Raw genomic sequence first — 23,798 nt, forward strand, 5'->3', positions numbered from 1 at the left:
TATTCACGCCTGCGGGCGCAGGTAAAGCTCTACCGCCGAAGAAGGAGATGCCCAGGGTGGTGGGATTGCATCCGCGCGCCGGAGTTCGCCAAGGGCACGGTGCGCCAGTCGGAGAATCGACGCGTAACTCCGGACGTTCTGCTGGCGCCTTGAATCTGACGATGATCTTGATTCTGGTCAGGGTGACCGCCAGGTCGGCTCAGTATTTTGCGAACCAGCTCCAGAAAATCATGTGGCCGGCAGAGGCTCCAGCACCTGGAGCGACACGACGTCGAACGGCTTCGTGCAGTGCCTCGTACCGCCCAGGAACCTCCCCATGAAACTCCTCTTCTCGCCTGCCGAGCTGCTGATGAATCGGCTCAGTTATCCAGTCAAGTTCGGTGTGATCGGCCTGCTTGTGTTTCTTGCCTTCGCCAGTCTGATGCTGACCATTGCCGGTCAGCTGAATCGCACCATCGAGCGTGCGGAAAGCGAGCTGGTGGCGTCCTCGCTGGCACGACCATTGTCCCGCCTGATCGAGCTGACCCAGCAGCACCGCGGCGTCTCGTCGATGCTGCTGGGCGGCAACGCCACCGTGGCTGGGCGTCGCGATGCGCTGCAGACCAGCGTCGCGACTGCCTTGGCGGAAATGGAGCGGGCGCTCGCCGAAGACAAGCGCACGCTGCGCGAGTGGCAAGACATCGGCCGCCGCTGGGATGAGATCAAGCGCGCCGGCCTGAACTGGACCCAGGTCGAGAATTTTCAGGCGCATACCGCGCTGATCGGCGAGCTGCTGACATTCCAGACGCTACTTTCGGATGCCTACGGCCTGACCTTCGATCCGGAGCCGCAGACCTACTACCTGATGACCACGTCAGTGAACCGCATGCCGTTTCTGGTCGAGTATCTGGGCCGTTTGCGCGGCAGTGCCTCGGCGGTGCTGGCCAAGGGTGAGATGAGCGATCAGCAACGTACCGCATTGATCGTCCTGACCGAGGAGATCAGGTCGGCGACTGCGGACATGGAACGCAGCATCGCCAAGGTCATCGCCCAGCGGCCTGAACTCCAGGGGCAACTGAGCCGTGCAGTCGCCACCATGCACGAGCGCGGTGAAGCGATCGATGCGGTGGTGCAGGCCATGGTCATGCGTGGAGATTTCACCAGCACCTCATCGGCGCAGTTCTTCGACATGGCGACCGACGCGATCAACATCGGCTACGCACAGATGCGCGACGTCCTGCTGCCCAGCCTGGACAGCCTGCTGCAGCAGCGTATCGACGATGCCCGGCTGATGCTTCATGGCAATCTGGCCGTCCTGCTGGTGGTACTGGCGGTGATCGGCTATCTCTCGATCGGTGCCTACCTGTCGGTGATGACCAGCATCCGCAGTTTGCGCGAAGGCAGTGAACGACTCGCCGCAGGGGATCTCACGGCACACATCGACCTGGCTGCACGCGATGAATTGCGCTACGTGGCCGGCAGCTTCAACGACATGGCCGAGGCCATGCGCCGGCTGATCGGCAGCATCAAGGACAACTCCGATCACGTCGCCGACTCGGCGCGCAGCCTGGTCACTGCCTCGGGGCAGATTCATGTGGCCTCGCAGTGCCAGAGCGATGCGGCCTCGAGCATGGCGGCAGCAGTAGAGCAGATGACCGTGGGCATCGAGAGCATCGCGCGCAACGCCGGTGAAGCCGATGCTCTGGCCCATCGCTCCGGCGAACTGTCGCGCCAGGGTGGCGAGATCGTGGCCGCGGTGGTCGAGGAGATCAGCCAGATCGCCGTCTCGGTGAGCGATTCGGCGCGCACCGTGGCCGAACTGGGCGAGCGCTCCGGGCAGATATCCGCGATCGTCGGGGTGATCGGCGACATCGCCGCGCAGACCAACCTGCTGGCGCTCAATGCGGCGATTGAAGCCGCCCGTGCCGGCGACCAGGGCCGCGGCTTCGCCGTGGTGGCCGACGAGGTGCGCAAGCTGGCCGAACGCACTGCCAACTCCACCAAGGAAATCGCGCAGATGGTGGCGGCCATCCAGCAGGGCACCGAGGGCGCGGTGCAGGGCATGGAGCAGGGTGTGGCCAAGGTCAACGAGGGCGTCGCCCGGGCCCAGCGCGCCGGCGACGCCATGGGCGGCATTCGCGAAGCGGCCAACCAGGTGCTGTCCACCGTCGCGGAGATTTCCAATGCGTTGCGCGAGCAGAGCGCGGCATCGGCCGAGATCGCCCAGCAAGTCACCACCATCGCCCGCATGGCCGAGGAAAACGGTGAAGCGGTGGGCAGCAATCACCACACCGCCAGCCGCCTGAGTGACCTGGCCGGTACCCTGCTGGACAATGTCAGCCGCTTCAAGGCGAGCTGAGCGGCGACACGCGACGGCGCCGCAAGGGGCCGTCGTGGTGCATCAGAGCGGCCAGACCCAGAGGATCGTCGGCACCGCGCAGAGCACCACCAGGATCGACAGCGGCAACCCCAGCCGCCAGTAATCACCGAAGCGGTAACCGCCCGGGGCCATCACCAGGGTGTTGGACTGATGCCCGATGGGCGTCAGGAAGGCGCAGGAGGCACCGATCGCCACCGCCATCAGGAAGGGGTCGACCGAGGCGTCCATGCCGCGCGCCAGGCTGATCGCCACTGGCGCGGCGAGCACCGCGGCGGCGGCATTGTTGACCACGTTGGAGATCAGCATCACCGCCACCATCAGCAGCGCCAGCGTCGCTGCTGCTGGCAGTGACTGGCCGACCGAGAGCAGGGCGTCGGCGATCAGTTGCGAGCCGCCACTGGTCTCCAGCGCCTGGCCTACCGGCAGCATCGCGGCCACCAGCACGATCACCGGCATGTCGATGCTCTCGTAGATGCGTCCGACGGGAATCAACCCGACCAGGATCATCACCAGCGCGCCGGTGACCAGCGCGGTGGCAGCCGGCAGCAGGCCGAAGGCGATGGTTGCGAGGGTGATGGCGAAGACCGCGCTGGCCAGCAGTACATTGCGCGGGGTGGTGATACTCAGGCCGCGCGATGCCAGTGGCAGGCAACCCAGGTTGTTGAGAGTCGACTGCAGAGCATCCTCGCGGGTCTGCAGCAGGAGAATGTCGCCCGTGGCGAAGCGGATCTTGCCGAGCCGCTGGCGCAGCCGCTGCCCTTGGCGAGCGACGGCTAGCACGTTGACGCCGTGGCGCTCGCGCAGATCGAGGCCGCTGGCGGTCGTGCCCACCAGTATCGAGCCGGGGGAGATGATGGCTTCGGCCAGCGTCAGCTCGCCGTGCCGGCTCTTGTGGCTCTTGCGTGCTTTCTCTTGCTCGACGACTTGCTCGGTGGCGTCCCGCTCTTCGCGGGCCTCATCGTCATGCTCGTCGACATTGGCCGCCAGTTCGACGCCGGTTACGTCGAGCAGCGCCTTGAGGCTGTCCGAATCCGCTTCCACCAGCAGGATGTCGCCCTCGCGCAGCACCTCGTAGGTTGATGGCATGCGCTGGCGCTCGTCGCCGCGCACCAGGGCGATTACCTGCACATCGGCTTCGTCCTTCACCGCATTGATCAGCGCGTGTAGGGTGCGCCCGGCGTACTTGCAGCCTTCCGGCACCCGCACTTCGGTGAGGTAGGCGCTGATCTCGAAGAGGTCGCCATTGCCCTCCTGCTCCTGGCGCCGCGGCACCAGCCGCCAGCCGAGCAGGGCGATGAACAGTACGCCGGCGACCGTCACCGCGGCGCCCACCGGGAGAAAGGCGAACATGCCGAACGGTGCCTCGCCAGCCTCGGCGCGATAGCCGGCGATGATCAGGTTCGGCGGCGTGCCGATCAGCGTCAGGGTGCCGCCGAGCAGCGAGCCGAACGCCAGCGGCATTAGCAGGTAGGACGGTGAACGCCCGCTCTGGCGCGACATCCAGATCGCCACCGGCATGAACAGCGCCAGCGCGCCGACGTTGTTCATGAAGCCCGAGCTGAGCGCGACGATCCCGGTCAGCGCGGCGACCTGTGCCCATGGCCGATCGCCGACCTGCATCAGCCGCCGCGCCACGCTGTCCACCACGCCGGCATTGAGCAGGCCGCGGCTGAGCACCAATACCGCGGCCACCGAAATCACCGCTGGATGGCCGATACCGGCGAACACCTCGTCCGCCGGCACCACGCCGGTCAGGGCGCAGGCGAGCAGCGCGCCGAGGGCAACCAGGTCGTAGCGCCAGCGATTCCAGACGAACAGCACCAGCGTTGCCGCCAGCACGCCAAAGACGATCAGCTGTTCGCCGGTCATGTACTTTTCTCCGAGCCGCCAGGAACCCGCAGCGCGTCGGCGCTGTAGTTCGGGGCGGTAATGCCAGTGGAAACCACGATGAGGTGTTGCGCTGCAGGCCACCTGCCTGCAGGGGTAATGCGGCTGTCATAAACAGACTGCAGCTGCTGCGCAAAGGTGCCAGCAGGTTATGGCAAAAATGTGCGCTGCGGGGCAAGGTGGCGGCACAACAATTCGAAAGGTCCTTGCCATGCCCGAGTCCGTTGCCCTGTGTTGCCGCGATGGTTATGCGCTGTCTGCGCAGCTGTGGAACCCGCAAGGTCCGGCGCGCGGCGCGGTGATCATCAGCTGCGCCACCGGCGTGCTGTCGCGCTATTACGCGCGCTATGCGAGATTTCTCAACGAGCACGGGTTCACTGCACTGACCTACGACTTTCGCGGCATCGGCGGCTCGCGACCGCAGCGCCTGCGCGACATGCGGATGCGCTGGCGCGACTGGGGCGAGTACGACTTCGACGCCGCGGTGCGCTATATGCGTGAGCGTGATCCGCACGGGCTGCTGGTGGCGGTGGGGCACAGCGCCGGTGGCTTCATGCCGGGCTTTGCCGAGGCCGCCAGCGGGGTGGACCGCTACCTCAACGTGGCCGGGCAGTATGCCTACTGGCGCGACTACGCCGCCGAGCAGCGCCTGCGCATGTACGCCAAGTGGCACCTGTTCATGCCCGCGGTGACCCGCCTGGCTGGCTATTTTCCGGGGCGCCGCCTTGGCTGGCTGGAAGATCTGCCAGCGGGCGTCGCGCTGGAGTGGTCCCGGCGCGGGGCACGGCTGGAAGACAGCTATCCGCCTGATGAGCACGAACTGCTGTTCAGCCGCTTTGCCGCCGTCCGTGCGCCGATCCTCGCGGTCAGTACCAGCGACGACGAGTTCGCCACGCCGGCTGCGATGCGTCGGGGCCTAGGCTACTTTCGCAACAGCCCGCGCCAGCTGGTGCAGCTCAATCCCCGCGCGATGGGCTTCGAGCACATCGGCCATTTCGGCCTGTTCCATGACCGGCACCGCAACGGCTTCTGGCGCGAGTCGCTGGAATGGATCGCCGAGGGCCGCAATCCCTGGCTGGCCGACGAGGTGATCGAACCCGGCGCGGCACCGGCGGTTGACGCCGCCATTCCCTTCGGCGCGCCGTCGGGCTATAAGCCTGGCCCATGAACAAGAGCGCCCTTCAGCAGCAGATCATCGCCATCCTCGAAGCCGACCGCGAGGTCGCCAAGGCCGTGCTGGCCGCGACCCACGAGGCCGCCACCCATGCCGAGAGCAAGGCCGAGAACAAGTACGACACCCGCGGGCTGGAGGCGGCCTATCTTGCCGACGGCCAGCGCCGCCGCCTGCACGAGATCGAGACGGCGCTGGCCGCCTATCGCAACCTGCAGCCCGGTTCGAGCGTCGATGGCCGGGCGCGGGTCGGTGCGCTGCTCTGTCTGGATCACGACGGCGCCGAGCGCTGGTTCTTTCTCGGTCCGGATGCGGCGGGGTTGAAGCTGCAGCATGACGGGCGGGAGATCCTGGTCATCACGGCGCGTTCGCCATTGGGGCAGGGGCTGCTCGGCCGCGAGGTGGGGGATGAGGTGGAGTTGAAGGTGAACGGGCAGGTGCAGCGATACGAGGTGCTGCAGATCGCCTAGCGCCGGTTATGTGGCGTGGGCTTCAGCCAGCCGAGGGCATTGGTGTGGCGGGTGGTGGGCTAAAGCCCACCCTACGGGTCCGTTGGGCGACGGCTAGGACGTTGCGGATCGCATAGGGCGGCTATGTAGGGTGGGCTTCAGCCCACCGAAAGCATTGGTGTGGCGGGCGGCGGGCTAAAGCCCACCCCAGGGGGCGAGTAGGTTTCAACGCGTCTGTGGGGCACGGTGCAAAGGCCCGCTCAATCGGCCGCGCGCGGTTTTCTCGTCCGAGCGCCGCTCCCTCTGCGTGGCGAGGCGCTGCGTTTCTTCTTCCACGGTTTGCCGTTGCGGCCGGCGGCCACCGGCGGGCCGCTGATGGTCATGCGCAGCCCGGCGCAGCGTTCCATCAGCTTGCTCATCCACGCCGACTGTTTGGCGACGAATTCCTCCAACGGCATTTCGCCGCTCTGCACCATGTCCAGCGCCTGCTCCCAGATCGCCGTGGTGCCTGGGTCGGCGATCGGCCGCGGCACGGCGTCGATCAGGCTGAACGCCGCCGGCGTCGCCGCCAGCGCCTTGCCCTGGCGAACCAGATAGCCGCGGTCGAGCAGGCCCTGGATGATCCCGGCGCGAGTGGCCTCGGTGCCAATGCCGGTGGTGTCCTTGAGTTTCTGCTTCAGCCGCGGATCGTCCACCAGCTTGGCGACGTTCTTCATTGCCTTGATCAGGTCGCCTTCGGTGAAGGGCTTCGGCGGCTGGGTCTGCTGATCCTTGAGCGTGATCTCGCCCACCGCGTAGTCCTGGCCCTGTTGCAGTGCTGGCAGGCTCTGCGGCGCGGCTGCTTCACGATTGCCCCGTGCCGGCGCCAGTGCTTCGGGCATGGCGCGTTTCCAGCCCGGTTCGACGACGCGCTTGCCCACCGCGCGCAGCGCCTGGCCAGCGCAGTCGAAGTCGGCCTGGGTGCGGTCGTACTCGTGGTTGGGCAGGAACTGCGCCAGGTAGCGCGCACGGATCAGCTCATACACCGCACGCGGGCGCCCGGCCAGGCGTTCCAGACCACGCGCGGCGGCGGTTGGGATGATGCCGTGGTGGGCGCCGACCTTGGCGTCGTTCCAGGCCCGCGAGCGACGCGACAGGTCCAGATGCGGCTGCAGCGCCGCGAGCGCCGGGTCGGCCTGCATCAGCGCCGCGACGATGGCCCGCGCTTCGCCGTGCTGGCTCAGCGGCAGGTAGCCGCAGTCGCTGCGCGGGTAGGTGATCAGCTTGTGGGTTTCGTACAGCGCCTGGGCGATGTCGAGGGTTTCCTGGGCGCCGAGGCCGAGCTTCTTCGAGCAGACTTCCTGCAGCGTGCCGAGATCGAACGGCAAGGGTGCCGCTTCGCGCTGCCGCTCGGTCTTGAGCTTCAGCAGGCGAGCACTGGCGGCGTTGCGCATGGCATCCGCCGCCTGCTGCGCACGAGCCTGATCGAGGCAGCGGCCCTGGTCGTCGCAAAGCTCGTCCGGCCCCTGCCACTGCGCGGTGAACGCGGCGCCATTGGCGAGCAGCTGCACATCGATGGCCCAGAACGGCACCGGGATGAAGTCGGCGATGCTGCGGTCGCGGTCCACCACCAGACGCAGCGTCGGCGTCTGCACGCGGCCCACCGGCAGCACGCCCTGATAGCCGGACTGGCGGCCGAGCAGGGTGAACAGCCGGCTCATGTTCATGCCGATCAGCCAGTCGGCGCGCGAGCGGCCGAGGGCGGCATGGTAGAGGTTGTACGTCTCGGCGCCGGGCTTGAGCGCGGCAAGCGCCTTGCGGATCGAGGCATCGTCCAGCGCCGATAGCCACAGCCGGCGTATCGGCCCGCGGTAGCGGCAGTGCTCGACCAGCTCGCGGGCGATCATCTCGCCTTCGCGGTCGGCGTCGGTGGCGATCACCAGCTCGCTGCATTCACCGAGCAGACGCTTGACCGCCTTGAACTGGCTGGCGGTCTTCGGCTTGACCAGCATCTTCCAGCGCTCCGGCACGATCGGCAGGTCGGCCAGCACCCAGCGCTTGTAGCGCGGGTCGTAGGCGTCCGGCGGGGCGGTCTCCAGCAAGTGGCCGATGCACCAGGTCACCGTCACCCCGGCACCCTGCAGGCAGCCGTCGCCGCGCCGGTTGGCGCCGAGGACCTTGGCGATGTCGCGGGCCTGGGAGGGTTTTTCGCAGAGGAAGAGCTGCATGCGCGGCGATGACGACGGTGGGCGATGGCGCGAAGCATGTGCACAAATGGCGCGTCAGGCAATCATTATCTGTATGTGCATACAGTTATTTTGCGCGGATGCCTTGCGTTCTTGAGCGTGATCAAGTCTGGAGACGGCACGCAGGCTTAGCCTGTACAGCCTGCAACAACGCCACGAAGGCATGTACGATGGCCAAGAAATTCCCGCTCAACCCACCGCATCCGGAGCGCATCTGCTGGGGCTGCGACCGCTATTGCCCAGCCACCTCGCTGGCCTGCGGCAATGGCGCCGACCGCACCATGCATCCGTCTGAAATCCTCGGCGAGGATTGGCACACCGTCGGCGGCTGGGGCAACGAGGCGGAGATCATCGTCAGCACCCGGAACGAGCCCTCCTGAGCCGGGCTATTCGCGATCGGCGAAACGCTGCACCACCACGCTGCCGATGATGTCGCCCTCGACGTTGACCGCCGTGCGCACGGTATCCAGCAAGCGGTCGATCGGCAGCAGGATCGCCACCGCCTCGGCCGGTAGGCCGACCGCCTGCAACACCATCACCATGGTCACCATGCCGGCGCTGGGAATGCCCGGTGCGCCGGTGGACGCGATCATCGCGGTGAAGAACACCACCGCCTGTTGCGCCAGGCTCAGCTCGATACCCATCAGATTGGCGACGAACAGCGCTGCTGCCGCTTCGTAGAGTGCGGTGCCGTCCATGTTCATCGTCGCGCCCAGCGGCAGCACGAAGCCGGCGATGCCCGGGCGCACCTTGAGGTTGTCCTCCGCGCAGCGCAGAGAGATCGGCAACGTCGCCGCGCTGGAGCTGGTGGCAAACGCCGTGATCAGCGCCTCGCGGGTGCCACGGAAGAACCACAGCGGCGACTTGCCGGTTGTGAGAAAGAGAATGCCCGGCAGCACCACGATGCCGTGGAACAGCGTGGTGGCGAACACCAGCACGATAAAGCCGCCCACCGCACTGAGCAGCGCCACATCCTGCTCGGCCACGAGCTTGATCAGCAGCGCGAGGATGCCCAGCGGGGCCAGGCGCATGATCCAGCTGATGATGCGCATCATCAGTTCGAGAAATTCCTGCAGCACCACGAGGATATTGCGATAGCGGTCGCCACCGGCCACCAGAGCGATGCCGATGAACATGGCGAACACCACGACGGCCAGGATGCTGCCGTTGGCCAGCGCGGCGAAGGGGTTCTGGAACAGGTTGGCGAAGAAGTGCAGGAAGAACTCGGGTAGCGTCAGCTGACGCGCCTCGAAGTCGTTCATCGCCTCGGCGAACAGGTCCAGCGACAGCCCCGCGCCCGGCTTGAAGATGTTTGCCGCGACCAGCGCAACCAGCATCGCCGCGCTGGTGGTGAGGGTGAAGTAGACCAGCGCGCCGCCCCACACCCGGTGCACCTGGTGGTGTGCCTGCAGGTTGGCCACGCCGACCACGATGGAGGTGAAGATCAGCGGGATCAGCACCATCTTCAGCAGGCCGATAAAGATGCTCCCGGCCAGGGTGCTGGCGTAGAGCACGCCCTCGCGTACGGGCGCGTCGGTCGGCAGTGTGCCGGTCAGCCAGCCGATGGCCACACCCAGGCAGGCCGCGACAAGAATCTGCAGGTTGAGACTGGGCAAAGGGGTGGCTCCTCGAATCGGTAGCGGTGTCGCTAAGCAAAAGAATGAACGCTGCGGCAAAAAGTTCGCATCGCGCGGAGCGCAATCATACAGACGCAACTCAACCGACATGCCAATGACCTGGCGTCGGCCGGCCGCTGACAAAGCCACGCAGCTGGGTTTTCATGATCGGGCAGGTTAGAAGAGGGCGCGAGTCATGAGCGATCAGGACATCGAACAACGCATCGCCCGCGACATCGCCAGATGGCAGCGCGGCGTGCAGGAAAAAGGCGAACCGCTGGTGGTGGACGAAGGCTGGCTGCAGACGCCGCCGGGCCTGCGCTTGCCGTTCTCGGTGCTGAAAAGCGCGGGGGTGCCGCCTCGGGAAGTGGAGTTGCTGGCGCAGCGCGCCGCGTTGCGCAAACGGCTGGATGCCTGCAGCGATGCGCAGCAGCGCGCGCGACTGGAGCGCGAGCTGAGCGAGCTGGAGCAGCACATCGCCTTCCGGCTGGAGGCATTGCAGCGCCTGGCTCGCGGTTGAGCGCTGGCAACTGGCGTTCGCCCGGCGCAGGAGTAGCATGCGTATTCGGTCAATTGCTAAGGGGAGAAGCACGTGGCTACAGCACGAATCGGATTTCTGCCGGCGGCGTTGATCGCCGCGGCGGTGGCCTTTGCCGGCTGGTCGGTGGGGCAGGGCGTGGAGCGTTTTCGCATGGCCGACCGCACGGTAACGGTCAAGGGACTGGCGGAGATGGACGTGAAGAGCGACTTCGCGGTGTGGACGCTGGGCTTTCGCCGTGGTGGCGATCAGTTCGCCGAGGTGCAGAAGGGGCTCAGCGAAGATCGCCAGCGGGTGCTGGATTTCCTCCGCGAGCAGGGCTTCAGCGACGCGGAGCTCGAGGTACGGCCGTTGCAGGTCCAGGATCTGCTGGCCCGCGAATGGGCTTCGCGTGATGTGGCGCTGCGCTTCAACGGCCAGGGGCAGGTGCTGGTCAAGTCCGAGCGCGTCGATGCCGTGGGCAAGGCGGCCAATGCAGTCGATCCGCTGATTCAGGCCGGTGTGCAGCTGGACACCGAGGTCAACGGCTTCGCCGGGCCGCGCTATCAGTTGCGTGGTTTCAACGAGCTGAAGCCGCAGCTACTGGAAGCGGCGACCAGCAATGCCCGTGAGCAGGCGACGCGCTTCGCCGAGGATGCTGGTGCCACGCTGGGGCGCTTGAAGAATGCCAACCAGGGGGTGATTCGCGTGATCGATGACGATGGCAGCGATATGGACAGTGGGCGGACCATCGGGAAGCGGTTGCGGGTGGTGAGTACCTTTGAGTACACCCTGGATTGATATGGGCTGAGTCTCTGAATGAAGCGTCAACCGCCTGCCAAGGTGGATCAACCGCACTGCCCAGGCGCTTTCAAGCCCGGTGGCCAAGACCGTGAGCCGAATAGGCGACATTATCGGCTCACTACATGAGCCGAATAAGCTCGCTAATCGGCTCACAGACGAGCGGCCCTCATGAGTGACCCGCTCTAGATCTGGCAGCAGCCAATCAGAAGTGCGCAATGCCGGCTGGTAGAAATCGGGTCGAGGCCTGCATCGCTGCGGCTGCTCTTGAACCAGGCAAGGAACTCGTCCAGTCGTTCTTCCTACCAGGCTGTGCCAAAGTCTCGAAAGCCACCGCCACGTGCCATCCGAGCGACCTTGTCGAGAAGGGCTGCCTTGCCCGACTAGCCGCTGGCGGGCGCAGCACGCGCTACCAGATATAGCAGCCGGCACACGCTCAAGGCTGACCCCGCAGAGACAAAGCAGCGTACGGAGGTGCGCGACACTATCGTGCCATTACGCAAAGTTTCGCTACTATCCGGTTAACTCAGGATCACCAGGGATAGGAAATGGACTTCACCCCCATCATCGCGCAGGCCTGGGGCATGTTGGCTTGGTTCATCCCGGCCGCCCTTCTGATCGGCCTGCTCAAGTCGCCTTGGGCCAAGGGCCATATTGGTGAACTGCTGGTGCGGCTGTTTGCCCATTGGCAGTTGGACAAGCAGACCTACCGCCGCCTGCACAATGTCACCTTGAACACGCCAGACGGCACCACGCAGATCGACCACGTTTTTCTTTCGCCGTACGGCATTTTCGTACTGGAAACGAAGAACATGAGTGGCTGGATCTTCGGTAGCGAAAAGCAGGCGCAGTGGACGCAGAAGCTCTACAAACGCACGTTCAAGTTCCAGAACCCGCTACGCCAGAACTACAAGCACCTCAAGGCCCTGGAAGTCACCCTTGGCGTTAGCCCCGAGCACCTGCACTCGGTCATCACCTTTGTCGGCGGCAGCACCTTCAAAACCGAAGTGCCGGCCAACGTGACCCAGGGGATCGGCTTTATCCGCTATATCAGGTCATTCCAGCAGCCGGTATTCAGCGCGGCTGAGGTCGACGCCATGCTGCATGCCCTGCAAACCGGCCGCCGAGCGCCAACTCTCGCCACCCACCGTGAGCATGTGCGAAACCTCAGGCGCCGTAGCGATCCAACCGCAGAACGACAATGCCCGAAATGCGGCAGTGCGCTGCTGATACGCACCGTGAAATCCGGGGCAAAAGCAGGGCAGCAATTTTGGGGATGCTCAGCGTTTCCCAAGTGCCGGACGATGCAGAGTCTTTGAAATGCAGAAAGGCTTGAAGCGTAGTCTGTGCCCAGCTACTCGTTTTTTGAGATGCCCAGCTGTCGCTGACAGTCTCGGCATCAGAGCCAGGTCTTGCTGGTTGTTTTGGTTTGTTTTTGCACGAACCAACAGGCAATACCGAACGCCCCTTTTAGGAGGGTGAGTGGAATCGTTGCGTAAGGGGGTGAGCCGCATGGATGCGGCGAAAGGCTTAAAGGGCCATGGATGGCCCTTGTAAGCCGACCCCTGAAGCGGCGATGGAACGAACGAACCCCGGCGCAGCCGGGGCCGGATGGAGGGGCAAGCGTTTTTGGTTACTTTTTCGGCGTCTGGAAAAAGTGACTCGCCCAGCAGGGCGAAACCAAGCTCTCAAGCAACTCGCCAACTGGCCTGGTTCCGCGTAGCCAATCGGCCCGAAAAATCAATGCCCCGGCTGCCAGGGCTGCCCCAGCGACACCGGCGCGTACAACCGCGTACGGATCGCATCCCGCGACAGCAGCACCAGCACCAGAATGGTCGCCACATACGGCAGCATCGCCAGCAGGTTGCCGGGGATCGCCAGGCCGAGACCCTGGGCCACCAGGTGGAGGATGCTGGCCAGACCGAACAGGTAGGCGCCGAGCAGGACGCGGCTCACCCGCCAGCTGGCGAACACCACCAGGGCCAGGGCGATCCAGCCGCGTCCGGCGGTCATGTTTTCCGCCCACATCGGCGTGTACGCCAGCGACATGTAGCCGCCGGCAAGCCCGGCCATGGCGCCGCCGAACATCACCGCCAGGGTGCGCACGCGCAGCACCGGCAGGCCCATGGCGCTGGCGGCGTTGGGGTTTTCGCCGACCGCCTGGATGATCAGGCCGATGCGGCTTTTCAGCAGCACCCAGGCCACCAGGGCGAACAGTGCGAAGGACAGGTACACCAGCAGGTCCTGGGCGAACAGCATGCGGCCGATCACGGGGATTTCGCTGAGCAGCGGAATGGCGATTGGCTCGAAGCCGGCCAGCGGCTTGCCGACCCAGCTGGCACCGACGAAGGACGACAGGCCGACGCCGAAGATGGTCAGCGCCAGGCCCGTGGCGACCTGATTGGCGTTGAAGCCCAGCGCCACCATGGCGAACAGCAGCGAGAGCAGCACGCCGGCCAGGCAGGCGAACAGCACGCCGAGCCAGAGGTTGCCGCTGGCGAAGGCGACGATGAAGCCGATCACCGCGCCGAACAGCATCATGCCTTCCTGGCCGAGGTTGAGTACGCCGGTTTTCTCGCACACCAGCTCGCCGAGGGCGACCAGCAGCAGCGGCGTACCGGTGCGGATCATGGCGTAGAAGATATTGGTCAGCAGATCCATGTCCATCGGTCAGGCCTCGAACTTCAAGCGGCAGGCAGCGGGTGAAAAGGGAAGTAGCGCAGCGCGGGCGATCATGTGGACGGCTCCTCTTTGGTGCTGACGAGCGCCGGTTTGCGTGCCCACAGCTTCAGGCGCGGGCGGTAGAGGATCAGCACGTCGCAGGCGAGCAGGAAGAACAGCACCATGCCCTGGAACAGCTGGGTGATGGACTGCGGCAGGTTGGCCGCCATCTGTGCGTTCTCGCCGCCGAGGTAAAGCAGCGCCATCAGCAGGCTGGCGAAGACGATGCCGATGGGGTTGAGGCGGCCGAGGAAGGCCACGGTGATCGCCGCGTAGCCATAGCCCGGTGAAACCTGCGGCACCAGCTGGCCGATCGGCCCGGTGACTTCGGCGACACCGGCCAGCCCGGCCAGACCGCCGCTGATCAGCAGGGCGATCCACACCAGTTTCTTGTCGCGGAAACCGACAAAGCCAGCGGCGCGCTTGTCCAGGCCCAGCACCTTGATCTGGAAGCCGAGAAAGCTCTTCTGCAGCAGCACCCAGACCACCACCAGCGCCAGCAGGGCGAAGTAGAAACCGGCATGCACCCGCAGACCTTCGATCAGCTCGGGCAGCCGCGTGGCGTCGCCGAACATCGCCGACTCCGGGAAGTTGAAGCCTTCCGGGTCCTTCAGCGGGCCGTGCACGGCGAACAGCAGCAGGTTCAACGCGATGTAGTTGAGCATGATGCTGGTGAGGATTTCGTTGGCGTTGAACGCCGTCTTCAGCCAGGCGCAGAGCCCGGCCCAGGCGGCGCCGCCCAGCGTGCCGAGCAGCAGCGTCAGCACCAGTGCCCAGCGCGAGTCCCAGTCGATGATGTTGACCGCCAGCGCGCTGCCGGCCAGGGCACCGATGAGCAGCTGGCCTTCGGCGCCGATGTTCCAGATGCGTGCGTTGTAGACCACCGCCAGACCCAGCGCGCAGAGCAGGATCGGCAGCGCCTTGACCAATAGTTCGGAGACGCCGTAGAGATCGCCGAGCGGGTCGACCAGCAGCACCTTGAGGGTTTCCAGTGGTGGATGGCCGAGCAGGGCGAACAGCAGCGCGCCGCTCAGCAGCGTCAGCAGCGCGGCCAGCAATGGCGAGAACCAGAGCATGGCCCGTGAGGCCTCGCCGCGGGGTTGCAGGGATAACAGCATGATGGATTCTCGTCAGGCGGCAGAGGTGGAAACAGGGGTGTCGCTGGTATCGAACTGGCCGGCCATCCAGCGGCCGACTTCGACCGGGCAGGTGCTGGCGGTGGCGCGCTGTGGCGACAGCCGGCCGTCGCTCAGGGCAGCGATGCGGTCGCTGATCTGGAACAGCTCCTCGAGGTCTTCGGAGATCACCAGAATCGCCGCGCCGGCATCGCGCAGTTCGATCAGCGCGCGGTGGATCGCTGCTGCCGCGCCGACGTCCACGCCCCAGGTCGGGTGCGCGGCGATCAGCAACTTCGGCTGCTGCAGGATTTCGCGCCCGAGGATGAATTTCTGCAGGTTGCCGCCGGACAGACTTGCCGCCGGGGCCTGTGCATCGGGCGTCTTCACGGCGAAACGCTGGATGACCTGTTCGGCGAAGGCGCGCACCTTGCCGCGTCGGATCATGCCCTGCTCGACCATGCCGGTCTGCTGATAGGCGGTGAGCAGGCCGTTGTCGGCCAGGCTCATGCTTGGCACCGCGCCGTGACCGAGGCGTTCGGCCGGCACGAAGGCCATACCGTGGCGACGGCGGGCGTCAGGGCGCAGGTGGGCGACGTCGTCACCGAGAAAGCGGATATGCCTCGCCTGTGCGGCCGGCAGACGCTGTTCGCCACTGAGCAGGGCGAGCAGTTCGTCCTGGCCGTTGCCGGCGACTCCCGCGATACCGACGATTTCGCCGGCGCGCACTTCCAGGTCCACCTCTTCGAGGGACACGCCGAACGGATCGGCGTTGTGCCAGGACAGCCGCTCCACCCGCAGGAACGGCGCGCGGCCCTCGCTCTTCGGGTATTCGGCTTCCAGCCCCTCGGCATCTCCGACCATCAGCCGCGCCAGTTCCAGGTCCGAGCATTCGGCCGGCACGCACTCGCCGGACACGCGGCCGCCGCGCAGCACCGTGGCGCTCTGGCACAGCGCGCGTACTTCATTGAGCTTGTGGCTGATGAACAGGATGCTGCAGCCCTCGGCGGCCAGCCGGCGCAGGGTGACGAAGAGCTCGTCGGCCTCCTGCGGGGTGAGCACCGAGGTCGGTTCGTCGAGGATCAGCAGGCGGATGTCCTGCATCAGGCAGCGGATGATCTCGACCCGCTGACGCTCGCCAATGGACAGGCTGTGCACCAGCCGTTGCGGCTCCAGCGGCATGCCGTAGCGCTGCGAGACCTCGCGGATCTTCGGCTCCAGCTGCTTCGGCGTACCGGCCTTGGCGCCCAGCGCCAGGGCGATGTTCTCCGCCACCGAGAGCGTCTCGAACAGCGAGAAGTGCTGGAACACCATACCGATGCCGCGTTCACGGGCCTGGGCCGGGTCGCGCATGGTCACCCGTTCGCCCTGCCAGTGGATTTCGCCAGCGTCGGGCTGGGTCACGCCGTAGATGATCTTCATCAGGGTGCTCTTGCCGGCGCCGTTCTCACCGAGAAGGGCGTGGATCTCGCCCGGCTGGATCGACAGGTCGATACGGTCGTTGGCCAGGCAGCCTGGGTACTGTTTGGTGATGCCGCAGAGCTTGAGGCGTGCGGTCTGGGATTCGGGCATGGAGGCGTCCGCTGGGTTTTTCATGACCAGGGTGTAGCAAAAAGCTGGCCAGGCAGTCAGGAATTGAGATGCGACGCGGCCACGGCAGCTGCGCCACCGGTTGGCCATGCGACGATGTTAGCCGGTGCATCGCTTTGGTGCTTCACTCGGTAACACTGTCGTGCCGATGCACCGCCATGGGGCGGGACGACCGCGGGCCGGATGGGCTGCTAAGCTAACCGTCCTTTCCGCTCCCACCGGTTTGCCTGCAATGAACCAGATGGACCTTCATTCCGCCGAGGAAACGATTGCCCAGCGTGCCGCCCTGGCGCGGCTGATCGATGGCCTCGTGCGCGACGACGGCATGCATCCCACCGCCATCGACGATCTCTTCCTGATCCGCTGCAGCGCACCGAGCGAACTGGTACACGGGCTGCACAAGCCGGCGCTGTGCATCATCGTGCAGGGCAGCAAGGAGGTGCGCCTGGGCGATGAGCTCTACACCTACGATGCGCTGCATTACCTGGTGGTCTCGGTCACCGTGCCGGTGGCCGGTCGCGTGCTGGAGGCCTCCTCCGGCGAGCCGTACCTCTGTATCCGCCTGGATATCGACCCGGCGATGGTCGCCACCCTGGTGGCTGAAAGCGCGCCGTTGAGCCAGCCCGTGGAAGGGGCTGCGCGCGGGGTCTATCTGGACCGCATCGATGCGCCGTTGCTAGACGCCACGCTGCGCCTGGTGCGGCTCTTGGCCAGCCCGCAGGACATCCCGGTGCTGGCACCGCTGGCCATGCGCGAGATCTTCTACCGCCTGCTCTGCGGTCGCCAGGGGCGGCACCTGCACGAGATCGCGGTGCGCGACAGCCAGGGCCATCGCGTCACCCGCGCGATCGAATGGCTGAACCGCAATTACGTCGAGCCGCTGCGCATCGAGGAACTGGCGCAGCGGGTCAACCTCAGCAGCTCGACGCTGCATCACCGTTTCAAGGCGCTCACCTCGATGAGCCCGCTGCAGTACCAGAAGCAGCTGCGCCTGCAGGAGGCGCGGCGGCTGCTGATCGCCGAGGGGCTCGATGTGTCCAGCGCCGGCTACCGGGTCGGCTACGAAAGCCCCTCGCAGTTCAGCCGTGAGTACAGCCGGCTGTTCGGCGCCTCGCCGGTGAAGGATCTGGCCCGGCTGCGCAGCACCGCTTAATTCAGCGCGACGCCGGGTCCGGCACCTCGCGCAATGCCTGGGCGGCATCGATGGCGCGGGGAAAGCCGGCCGTCACGGTGGTCAGGTAGACCACCTCCTTCAGCTCCTCACGGCTCACGCCCAGGCGCAGCGCGTAGCCGGCGTGGATCTTCATGTAGGGCAGATTGCCCTGGGCGGCGAAGGCGGCGACCGCGGCCAGCTGGCGGGTCCGGTCATCCAGTTCGCTGCGTCCCCAGACATCGCCCAGCGCATAGCCGGTGATGCCCTCGGCGAGAAACGGATAGTCCTCGCGCAGCGCCTCGAGCACCGGTTGCCCGGCCCCGCCGGACAGGTGCTCGATGACCGCCATGCCACGCTCGTGGCGCTCGTTGCCGGCGGCGTCCAGCGAGGCGAGGGTAAGCGAGCCGAACACGGCCAGGTATGCCGCGGCCAGGGTGTTGCTGGTATGAAGGCTCATGGCGGCGTCCTCAGTAGGGGCTGGCGGTGGGACGCACCACCAGCTCGCTGACGTCGACATCGGCCGGCTGGTCGATGGCATAGGCGATGGCGCGGGCGATGGCGTCGGCCGGAATGGCGATGCGGCGGAAGTCGTCCATGGCCGAGCGGGCGGTGTCATCGGAAATGCTCTCGGCCAGTTCCGATTCGGTGACGCCGGGCGAAACCAGGGTCACGCGAATATCGCCGCCGACCTCCTGACGCAGGCCTTCGGAGATGGCGCGCACCGCGTACTTGGTGGCGCAGTACACCGCCGCGGTCGGGCTCACCGCGTAGGCGCCGATGGAGGCGATGTTGACGAACTGGCCGGCGCGCTGGCGCTGCATCAGCGGCAGGCCGGCGGCGATGCCGTGCAGCACGCCACGGATGTTCACGTCGATCATGCGGTTCCACTCGTCGACCTTCAGCGCATCCAGCGGCGAAAGCGGCATCACCCCGGCGTTGTTGATGATCACGTCGACGCGGCCGAAGCGCTGTTCGGCGAAGTCGACGAAGGCCTGGGTGTCCTCGCGGCTGGTTACGTCCAGCGCGCGGCAGGCGGCAACGCCACCGCGTTCGCCGATCTCGGCGACCAGCTTTTCCAGCCGTTCGAGACGCCGCGCGCCCAGCACGACGGTTGCGCCCTGGGCCGCCAGCAGGCGGGCCGTGGCTTCACCGATGCCGCTGCTGGCGCCGGTGATGAGTACGATTTTGCCGGTGATGTTCGACATGGGGTTGTCCTCCGCAGGTGGATTCGGGCGACGTCGGTGACGCCGTGGTTCGAATACTGCGATGGAGGACGGTGCCGGCGTTATGGCGATCCTGCCGGGCGCTTGCCTGATTCTGGCGCTGCCTACCAGATGCCTTCGTGCAGGGCGGCCGCCTCGTCCTCCAGCAGCGGGCCGAGCACCTCGACCTTGCGCTGGCCGGCGTCGAAGACGATGCGGCACGGCAAATCCAGCGTCGGGTTTTCCGGATGGTTGCCGGTGAGGTCCTTCAGGCTGCGCTCGGAAAGGCCGTAGACCACGCGCCCAAGACCGACCCAATAGGCGGCACCCGCGCACATGGCGCAGGGTTCGGCGGACGTGTACATGGTGCAGCGCGAGAGGAATTCCGGCGTATAGCGGGTCGAGGCTCGGGTCATCAGCACCCGCTCGGCATGGCCGGTCATGTCGTGGTCGGGCATGTAGGCGTTGCCCTGTTCCAGCAGCACCTCACCGTCCGGCCCGACCAGGATGGCGCCGAACGGATGGGTGCCGTTTTCCAGCGCGCGGCGGGCGACATCGAAGCTTTTGCGCAGCAGGGCGAGATCGTCGAGAGGCATGGCGTTATCCAGACTGAGATGAAGGGGTGGTGGGCTTCAGTGCCCCGCCTTGGGCAGGCTCCAGGGAAAGCAGATCTTCTGCAGCAGCCCGATCAGGTGGAACAGCAGCAGGCTGATCACCACCAACATCATCAACGCGGCGAAGGCTTGCGGCACCTGGAACATCGAGGTGGAGAAGTTGATGAAGTAGCCCAGGCCTTTTTCCGCCGCGACGAACTCGGCGACCACCGCGCCGATCACCGCCAGGGTGATGGAGATGCGCAGCGCCGAGAACAGGTGTGGAATCGCATAGGGCAGGCGGATGTTGCGGTACTCGCGGGCCTTCGACGCGCCCAGCGAGCGCGACAGTTCCACCAGCTCCTCCGGCGTCGCCAGGAGGCCGGTGACGCAGGACACCACGATGGGGAAGAAGGCGATCAGGAAGGTGATGAACACCCGCGGCAGGTCGCCGGCGCCCATCACCACCACGATGATCGGCGCTACCGCGACGATGGGTGTGGACTGCACGATGACCAACAGGGGATAGAGCGTGCGCGACATCAGTCGCGAGGACGCCAGGGCGATGGCCAGCGGGATGCCGATCAGGATCGACAGGCCGTAGCCCATCAGCGTCACCCGCAGGGTGGCGAAGATGTGCTCGGCCCAGGCACCGAGGCCGACCTTCTGCGTCGCCGCGAGAATGGCGCTGGGCGAGGGCAGCACGAAGCTCGGCAGCTTGAGCAGGCGGCAGGCCGCCTCCCAGACCAGCAGCAGGACGACGAAGGCGGGCCAGGGCGCGAGGCGATCGGCCTGCGTCTTCAGGCGATGTGTCCTGGGCTTAATGGTCGGCATGGCGCGAGAAGACCTTGCGGCGGATATGGTTGGCGAGCTCATTGAAACGGGGCTCCGTGAGGGTCTGCATGGACCGCGGACGCGGCAGGTCGACATCGATGATTTCCTGAACGCGGCCGGGGCGTGCCGACATCACCAGGATGCGGTCGGCCAGCAGCAGCGCTTCGGGAATCGAGTGGGTGATGAACAGCACCGTCTTCGGACGCTGGGTCCAGATATTCAGCAGCTCCAGGCTCAACTCGTCGCGGGTCAGGGCGTCGAGTGCCGAGAACGGCTCGTCCATCAGCAGGATTTCCGGGTCGTGCAGCAATGCCCGGGCAATCGCCGCGCGCTGCTGCATGCCGCCGGAGAGTTCGTCTGGGCGCTTGTTGCCGAATTCCTTGAGCCCCACCAGTTCCAGCAGCTCCTCGCCGCGGGTGATCTCCTGGGCGGTGACACGGCCGTACTTGTGGCGCATGGGAAAGGTCAGGTTGTCGCGGATGTTCAGCCACGGCAGCAGCGTCGGCTTCTGGAAGACGATGCCGATCTCGTCGCGCGGGCCGTCCACCGGGCTGCCGTAGATGCTGACCTGGCCGTGGGTCGGTCGGACCAGCCCGGCGAGGATGCGCAGCAGCGTGGACTTGCCGCAGCCCGAGGGGCCGAGCACGGCGATGAACTCGTGGCGGCCGATGTCGAAACTGGCGTTGTCCAGCGCCACCACCTCGCTGCCATCGGAGGAGGTGAAGACCTGGCTGACCCGATCGAAGCTGATGTTGGGGCGCGGTGTGGCGGGCAGGACGGCAGCGTTCATGGCTTCACTCGCTCAGGCTGGTGTCGATGGCGCTGGCCGGGTCGAGGGCATCAATCTGCATGCCCTGCGCCTTGGCCACCCATTCCCAGGTGGTGGCCAGCCGCTTGGCGTCGAAGCCCGGGCCCTCGGCATCGCTGATCTCGTTCTGCATCAGCGGCACCGAGGCGACGAATTGCTCTTCGGCCTGCTGCTGGTCGACTTCGGCAACCTTCTTTTTCAGCGCCGCCGCCGCTGCAGCCGGGTCGGCGATGGCGTTCTTCTGTGCCTGCCGGTAGGCCTTGACGAACTTCTTGGCGACCTCGGGATGGCTCTGCACGAAGCGCTGCGACGCCACCAGCGACAGGCCGTAGCCTTCGAAGCCGTATTCCGACCAGGGAATGGTCTTCAGCGTCTTGTCCGCCTCGCCGAGGGCACGGACGAAGCCGGGCGCGACGGTCAGCCAGTTGATGGTGGCGTCCACCTTGCCAGTGGCGAGCATCGGTGCCAGCGCGCCGGGGTCGAGCTTGAGCAGCTTGACGCTGGCCGGGTCGATGCCGTTGCGCTCCAGCAGCAGCGGCCAGACCACGTTGGAGGCGGAGAAGGTCGGGGTGGCGACCGTCTTGCCGACGATGTCCTTGAAGCTCTCGATGCCCGAACCTTCGGTGGTGAAGAAGGCGTCCGGCTGCTTGTTGTAGATCGGCGCCACCGCCACCACTGGCACCTCGCCCTGGGCCTTGGCCTGCAGCAGCGAGGCCAGGCCGGCCAAGCCGAAGTCGGCGCTGTTGGTGGCCAGCTTGGTCACCACGTCGCTGCCACCGCGGGCACTGGCGATCTCCACTTCGATGCCTTCGGCGGCGAACAGGCCCTGTTCGACACCGAGGTAGATCGCCGCCTTGTCGCCGGCCGGCAGCCAGTCGTTGAGCCAGCGCACCTTGTCGGCGGCCAGGGCGGATTGGCTGAACAGCGCGAGCAGGGCGCTGGCGAGCAGGGTTCTGTTGAACATGGTGAAGCTCCTTGAAGGTTCGGCGTGTTTAGCGCGATGCAATAAACGGGTCAGCGCACGGGATGTGGTTGGCGCGCGAAGAAATCCAGCAGGGCGGCGAGCAGCGCGTCGGGCATGGCCAGTTGCGGCGCATGGCCACAATCGAGGCGCACGCGCTCGGCACCCGGCACCAGTTGCTGCATGCGCTGCTGCACCCGTGGCAGCACGGAGCGGTCCTTCGTGGCTTCGATATACAGCCGCGGCAGACGACCGAAACGCGCGGCCGTCCACTGTGCGGCGATATCGCGGCCGCCGTCGGGCTGCACCGTCAGGCTGCGCGCGGCAGTGATCGCGGCCTGTGCCGGTGCATCGTGAAAGAACAGGGCGCAGGCGGCATCGCCCGGTACGCGGCTGCCGCCGGGCGCGGCTTCGAGATAGGGGCCGATGCCGCTGACCTCGGGAAAGTCGCGGGCGAGCTCGGCACAGAGTTCGCCGAAGCCCATGCCGCTGGGCAGCATCATGCCGGCGACATAGGTGACCCCGGCGATGCGCTCGGCATAACGTTCGGCCACGGCAGTGGCGGTGATGCCGCCGCCGGAATGCGCGACCAGATGGATCGGGCCGGGCAGCGTCTCGATCAGCGCGCCGACGTGTTCGACGTAGCGCTGCAGCGAGACCTCGGCGAGCGGCGTGGCGTCGCTGCCGTTGCCCGGCAGATCGACCGCATGCGGTCTGTGGCCGGCATCGCGCAGGCCATCCTGCAGCGAATCCCAGACCCAGCTACCGGCCCAGGCCCCGTGGATGAGGACGACGTCAGCCATAGGTCCTCCGGTACATCTCGCGGTGGTGCTCTTCCACCGTCACCGCGGGGTAGCGCGGCGCCTCGCCGGGCGCGAGGCAGGTCGGCAGGCACTCGACCACATGGTCCGGGTTGCCGCTGAAGAAGAACGGCACGCTGTAGCGCTCGCGTCCGGACATGTTGACCACCCGGTGCAGCGTCGAACGGTAGTGGTCGTTGGTCCAGCGGGCGATCATGTCGCCCAGATTGACCACATAGGTGCCGGGCACAGGGGCCGCGTGAATCCAGCTCTTGCTGTGACGATCCCAGACCTGCAGGCCGGGGTTCTCGTCCTGCAGAAGCAGCGTCAGCCCGCCGAAATCGGTATGCGCGCCGCAGCCCTTCTCGCCGGGCGCGGCATTGGCCGGCTGCGGCGGATAATGCAGCAGGCGCAGGGTGCTCATGGACTCGCGGCAGAAGCCGGCGAAATGTTCCTCCGGCAGTTGCAGCGACAGCGCGATGGCCGCCATCAGCCGATTCGCCAGCGCATTCATCGCGTCGCGATAGCGCTCCATGGTCGGGCGAAACTCCGCGAGCTCGCTCGGCCACTGGTTGGCACCGTGGTTGAAACGCCCGGCCAGTACCCGCGGGTCGTCCTCGGCCAGCTCCTCGCCGATGTAGAAACCCTCCTTGAGATCGGCCGGCGCACCGGCTTCCAGCACCTGCCCGCGCAACGGCTCATAGCCGCGATTGGCCTTCGAGAACAGCTTGTCCAGTGCGCGCTTGCCGGGTTCCGGCAGGGCGAAGAAGGCCCGCGCCTGCTCGAACACCGCCTGCTGCAGCGCCGCGTCGACGCCGTGGTTGGCGATACAGAAGAAACCGACCTCGCGACAGGCCGCACCGATGCGTTTGGCCACGGCGGCGCGCTCGTCGATGTCGGGAGAAAACAGCCCGGCGATATCGATCAGCGGCAGCGCGGCGGCTTCGAGATGGCGGGCGCAAAGGGATTGGTTCATGGCTCGATCCTGCTCTGCCG

22 protein-coding genes are annotated in these 23,798 nt (G+C 66.3%); 8 read left to right on the forward strand and 14 right to left on the reverse strand.

Annotation, left to right across the window (positions count from 1 at the left end; genetic code table 11):
* Nucleotides 1–316 precede the first annotated feature (316 nt).
* A complete protein-coding gene (locus ACX1DW_RS00980; protein WP_458992539.1) occupies nucleotides 317–2,338 on the forward strand; it encodes a methyl-accepting chemotaxis protein in 2,022 nt (673 codons plus the stop codon).
* Between the two features lie 42 nt (nucleotides 2,339–2,380).
* Here ACX1DW_RS00980 and ACX1DW_RS00985 read toward each other — a convergent pair whose 3' ends face one another.
* Nucleotides 2,381–4,228: an SLC13 family permease gene (locus ACX1DW_RS00985; RefSeq protein ID WP_458992540.1), complete on the reverse strand. Its 1,848-nt coding sequence runs from the start codon at nucleotides 4,226–4,228 to the stop codon at nucleotides 2,381–2,383.
* Between the two features lie 229 nt (nucleotides 4,229–4,457).
* On the opposite strand from ACX1DW_RS00985, the gene ACX1DW_RS00990 reads away from it, so the two are divergent.
* Both ACX1DW_RS00990 and ACX1DW_RS00995 read left to right on the forward strand, forming a co-directional pair.
* Entirely contained in the window at nucleotides 4,458–5,414 is a 957-nt protein-coding gene (locus tag ACX1DW_RS00990; RefSeq protein ID WP_458992541.1) for an alpha/beta hydrolase family protein, read from the forward strand.
* Nucleotides 5,411–5,887: a GreA/GreB family elongation factor gene (locus ACX1DW_RS00995; RefSeq protein ID WP_394374783.1), complete on the forward strand. Its 477-nt coding sequence runs from the start codon at nucleotides 5,411–5,413 to the stop codon at nucleotides 5,885–5,887. The genes ACX1DW_RS00990 and ACX1DW_RS00995 overlap by 4 nt, the downstream gene beginning before the upstream one ends.
* Nucleotides 5,888–6,126: 239 nt before the next feature.
* Here the strand turns inward: ACX1DW_RS00995 and ACX1DW_RS01000 are convergent, their stop codons facing one another.
* Nucleotides 6,127–8,073, reverse strand: a complete 1,947-nt coding sequence (locus tag ACX1DW_RS01000; protein ID WP_458992542.1) for a DNA topoisomerase III — start codon at nucleotides 8,071–8,073, stop codon at nucleotides 6,127–6,129.
* Nucleotides 8,074–8,261: 188 nt separating this feature from the next.
* On the opposite strand from ACX1DW_RS01000, the gene ACX1DW_RS01005 reads away from it, so the two are divergent.
* Nucleotides 8,262–8,471, forward strand: a complete 210-nt coding sequence (locus ACX1DW_RS01005) for a DUF3079 domain-containing protein (protein ID WP_063542673.1) — start codon at nucleotides 8,262–8,264, stop codon at nucleotides 8,469–8,471.
* Nucleotides 8,472–8,477: 6 nt separating this feature from the next.
* Here the strand turns inward: ACX1DW_RS01005 and ACX1DW_RS01010 are convergent, their stop codons facing one another.
* On the reverse strand, nucleotides 8,478–9,707 hold the full coding sequence (locus tag ACX1DW_RS01010; RefSeq protein WP_458992543.1) for a dicarboxylate/amino acid:cation symporter: 1,230 nt from the start codon (nucleotides 9,705–9,707) through the stop codon (nucleotides 8,478–8,480).
* Between the two features lie 196 nt (nucleotides 9,708–9,903).
* On the opposite strand from ACX1DW_RS01010, the gene ACX1DW_RS01015 reads away from it, so the two are divergent.
* From ACX1DW_RS01015 to ACX1DW_RS01025, 3 genes are all read left to right on the forward strand, one after another.
* On the forward strand, nucleotides 9,904–10,227 hold the full coding sequence (locus ACX1DW_RS01015) for a hypothetical protein (protein ID WP_063542677.1): 324 nt from the start codon (nucleotides 9,904–9,906) through the stop codon (nucleotides 10,225–10,227).
* Nucleotides 10,228–10,299: 72 nt separating this feature from the next.
* Nucleotides 10,300–11,025, forward strand: a complete 726-nt coding sequence (locus ACX1DW_RS01020) for an SIMPL domain-containing protein (RefSeq protein WP_458992544.1) — start codon at nucleotides 10,300–10,302, stop codon at nucleotides 11,023–11,025.
* Between the two features lie 548 nt (nucleotides 11,026–11,573).
* Nucleotides 11,574–12,344 (forward strand): nuclease-related domain-containing protein, encoded by a 771-nt coding sequence (locus ACX1DW_RS01025; protein WP_125872998.1) that lies wholly within the window; start codon nucleotides 11,574–11,576, stop codon nucleotides 12,342–12,344.
* 421 nt (nucleotides 12,345–12,765) lie between these two features.
* Here ACX1DW_RS01025 and ACX1DW_RS01030 read toward each other — a convergent pair whose 3' ends face one another.
* The 3 genes from ACX1DW_RS01030 to ACX1DW_RS01040 all read right to left on the reverse strand — a co-directional run bounded on the left by ACX1DW_RS01030 (nucleotide 12,766) and on the right by ACX1DW_RS01040 (nucleotide 16,433).
* On the reverse strand, nucleotides 12,766–13,692 hold the full coding sequence (locus ACX1DW_RS01030) for an ABC transporter permease (protein ID WP_011914010.1): 927 nt from the start codon (nucleotides 13,690–13,692) through the stop codon (nucleotides 12,766–12,768).
* 65 nt (nucleotides 13,693–13,757) lie between these two features.
* A complete protein-coding gene (locus ACX1DW_RS01035) occupies nucleotides 13,758–14,864 on the reverse strand; it encodes an ABC transporter permease (RefSeq protein ID WP_458992545.1) in 1,107 nt (368 codons plus the stop codon).
* Between the two features lie 12 nt (nucleotides 14,865–14,876).
* Complete coding sequence (locus ACX1DW_RS01040) at nucleotides 14,877–16,433, reverse strand: ABC transporter ATP-binding protein (RefSeq protein WP_458992546.1); 1,557 nt, start codon at nucleotides 16,431–16,433, stop codon at nucleotides 14,877–14,879.
* 250 nt (nucleotides 16,434–16,683) lie between these two features.
* On the opposite strand from ACX1DW_RS01040, the gene ACX1DW_RS01045 reads away from it, so the two are divergent.
* On the forward strand, nucleotides 16,684–17,604 hold the full coding sequence (locus ACX1DW_RS01045; protein ID WP_156243507.1) for an AraC family transcriptional regulator: 921 nt from the start codon (nucleotides 16,684–16,686) through the stop codon (nucleotides 17,602–17,604).
* Between the two features lies 1 nt (nucleotide 17,605).
* Here the strand turns inward: ACX1DW_RS01045 and ACX1DW_RS01050 are convergent, their stop codons facing one another.
* The 8 genes from ACX1DW_RS01050 to ACX1DW_RS01085 form a co-directional block, all read right to left on the reverse strand.
* Nucleotides 17,606–18,061 carry a carboxymuconolactone decarboxylase family protein gene (locus ACX1DW_RS01050; RefSeq protein WP_011914005.1) on the reverse strand — a complete coding sequence of 152 codons (456 nt, stop codon included), beginning with the start codon at nucleotides 18,059–18,061 and terminating at the stop codon, nucleotides 17,606–17,608.
* A 10-nt stretch (nucleotides 18,062–18,071) separates the two neighbouring features.
* Complete coding sequence (locus tag ACX1DW_RS01055; RefSeq protein ID WP_019405899.1) at nucleotides 18,072–18,809, reverse strand: SDR family oxidoreductase; 738 nt, start codon at nucleotides 18,807–18,809, stop codon at nucleotides 18,072–18,074.
* 122 nt (nucleotides 18,810–18,931) lie between these two features.
* Entirely contained in the window at nucleotides 18,932–19,402 is a 471-nt protein-coding gene (locus tag ACX1DW_RS01060) for a nucleoside deaminase (protein WP_003280143.1), read from the reverse strand.
* 36 nt (nucleotides 19,403–19,438) lie between these two features.
* A complete protein-coding gene (locus tag ACX1DW_RS01065; RefSeq protein WP_458992547.1) occupies nucleotides 19,439–20,233 on the reverse strand; it encodes an ABC transporter permease in 795 nt (264 codons plus the stop codon).
* The gene (locus ACX1DW_RS01070) at nucleotides 20,220–21,023 is read right to left on the reverse strand and encodes an ABC transporter ATP-binding protein (protein ID WP_013983528.1); all 804 of its coding nucleotides are present in this window, start codon (nucleotides 21,021–21,023) and stop codon (nucleotides 20,220–20,222) included. The genes ACX1DW_RS01065 and ACX1DW_RS01070 overlap by 14 nt, the downstream gene beginning before the upstream one ends.
* A gap of 4 nt (nucleotides 21,024–21,027) precedes the next feature.
* On the reverse strand, nucleotides 21,028–22,005 hold the full coding sequence (locus tag ACX1DW_RS01075) for an ABC transporter substrate-binding protein (RefSeq protein WP_458992548.1): 978 nt from the start codon (nucleotides 22,003–22,005) through the stop codon (nucleotides 21,028–21,030).
* A gap of 50 nt (nucleotides 22,006–22,055) precedes the next feature.
* Nucleotides 22,056–22,805 (reverse strand): alpha/beta fold hydrolase, encoded by a 750-nt coding sequence (locus tag ACX1DW_RS01080; RefSeq protein ID WP_458992549.1) that lies wholly within the window; start codon nucleotides 22,803–22,805, stop codon nucleotides 22,056–22,058.
* On the reverse strand, nucleotides 22,798–23,778 hold the full coding sequence (locus ACX1DW_RS01085; protein ID WP_458992550.1) for an isopenicillin N synthase family dioxygenase: 981 nt from the start codon (nucleotides 23,776–23,778) through the stop codon (nucleotides 22,798–22,800). The genes ACX1DW_RS01080 and ACX1DW_RS01085 overlap by 8 nt, the downstream gene beginning before the upstream one ends.
* Between the last annotated feature and the right edge of the window lie 20 nt (nucleotides 23,779–23,798).

It is taken from the genome of Stutzerimonas sp. KH-1 (genome assembly GCF_054483855.1).

Bases quoted from the DNA above. Each gene is read 5' to 3' on its own strand.
- ACX1DW_RS00980 (WP_458992539.1), top strand. From the start codon at position 317: ATGAAACTCCTCTTCTCGCCTGCCGAGCTGCTGATGAATCGGCTCAGT.
- ACX1DW_RS00985 (WP_458992540.1), bottom strand. From the start codon at position 4,228: ATGACCGGCGAACAGCTGATCGTCTTTGGCGTGCTGGCGGCAACGCTG.
- ACX1DW_RS00990 (WP_458992541.1), top strand. From the start codon at position 4,458: ATGCCCGAGTCCGTTGCCCTGTGTTGCCGCGATGGTTATGCGCTGTCT.
- ACX1DW_RS00995 (WP_394374783.1), top strand. From the start codon at position 5,411: ATGAACAAGAGCGCCCTTCAGCAGCAGATCATCGCCATCCTCGAAGCC.
- ACX1DW_RS01000 (WP_458992542.1), bottom strand. From the start codon at position 8,073: ATGCAGCTCTTCCTCTGCGAAAAACCCTCCCAGGCCCGCGACATCGCC.
- ACX1DW_RS01005 (WP_063542673.1), top strand. From the start codon at position 8,262: ATGGCCAAGAAATTCCCGCTCAACCCACCGCATCCGGAGCGCATCTGC.
- ACX1DW_RS01015 (WP_063542677.1), top strand. From the start codon at position 9,904: ATGAGCGATCAGGACATCGAACAACGCATCGCCCGCGACATCGCCAGA.
- ACX1DW_RS01025 (WP_125872998.1), top strand. From the start codon at position 11,574: ATGGACTTCACCCCCATCATCGCGCAGGCCTGGGGCATGTTGGCTTGG.
- ACX1DW_RS01030 (WP_011914010.1), bottom strand. From the start codon at position 13,692: ATGGACATGGATCTGCTGACCAATATCTTCTACGCCATGATCCGCACC.
- ACX1DW_RS01035 (WP_458992545.1), bottom strand. From the start codon at position 14,864: ATGCTGTTATCCCTGCAACCCCGCGGCGAGGCCTCACGGGCCATGCTC.
- ACX1DW_RS01040 (WP_458992546.1), bottom strand. From the start codon at position 16,433: ATGCCCGAATCCCAGACCGCACGCCTCAAGCTCTGCGGCATCACCAAA.
- ACX1DW_RS01045 (WP_156243507.1), top strand. From the start codon at position 16,684: ATGAACCAGATGGACCTTCATTCCGCCGAGGAAACGATTGCCCAGCGT.
- ACX1DW_RS01050 (WP_011914005.1), bottom strand. From the start codon at position 18,061: ATGAGCCTTCATACCAGCAACACCCTGGCCGCGGCATACCTGGCCGTG.
- ACX1DW_RS01055 (WP_019405899.1), bottom strand. From the start codon at position 18,809: ATGTCGAACATCACCGGCAAAATCGTACTCATCACCGGCGCCAGCAGC.
- ACX1DW_RS01060 (WP_003280143.1), bottom strand. From the start codon at position 19,402: ATGCCTCTCGACGATCTCGCCCTGCTGCGCAAAAGCTTCGATGTCGCC.
- ACX1DW_RS01065 (WP_458992547.1), bottom strand. From the start codon at position 20,233: ATGCCGACCATTAAGCCCAGGACACATCGCCTGAAGACGCAGGCCGAT.
- ACX1DW_RS01070 (WP_013983528.1), bottom strand. From the start codon at position 21,023: ATGAACGCTGCCGTCCTGCCCGCCACACCGCGCCCCAACATCAGCTTC.
- ACX1DW_RS01075 (WP_458992548.1), bottom strand. From the start codon at position 22,005: ATGTTCAACAGAACCCTGCTCGCCAGCGCCCTGCTCGCGCTGTTCAGC.
- ACX1DW_RS01080 (WP_458992549.1), bottom strand. From the start codon at position 22,805: ATGGCTGACGTCGTCCTCATCCACGGGGCCTGGGCCGGTAGCTGGGTC.
- ACX1DW_RS01085 (WP_458992550.1), bottom strand. From the start codon at position 23,778: ATGAACCAATCCCTTTGCGCCCGCCATCTCGAAGCCGCCGCGCTGCCG.